Annotated in this window: 1 protein-coding gene; it reads right to left on the bottom strand. The window is 43.2% G+C overall.

Features of this window, described 5'->3' with window-relative positions; all coding sequences use genetic code 11:
* Positions 1-250: hypothetical protein (locus LMB56_RS01385; RefSeq protein ID WP_229287850.1), on the bottom strand; the 250-nt coding region annotated here is incomplete at both ends.

Here is a 250-nt window from a genome sequence, read left to right as displayed (position 1 = left end):
CCATGAGTGAAAGCCTCAGTAACTCAGTCTCAATGAGTGAGAGCTTAAGTAATTCCGTCTCGATGAGTGAAAGTATGAGTAACTCAGTAAGCATGAGCGAAAGCATAAGCAACTCAGTATCGATGAGCGAGAGTATAAGCAACTCAGTATCGATGAGCGAGAGCTTAAGTAATTCCGTCTCGATGAGTGAAAGTTTGAGTAACTCCGTTTCCATGAGCGAAAGCATAAGCAACTCAGTATCGATGAGCGA

The sequence above is a fragment of the Limosilactobacillus reuteri genome, from assembly GCF_020785355.1.
Lineage (GTDB): Bacteria > Bacillota > Bacilli > Lactobacillales > Lactobacillaceae > Limosilactobacillus > Limosilactobacillus reuteri_I.
Note: the sequence above shows the minus strand (reverse complement) of the source record. Positions and strands in the feature narration are given on the sequence as shown.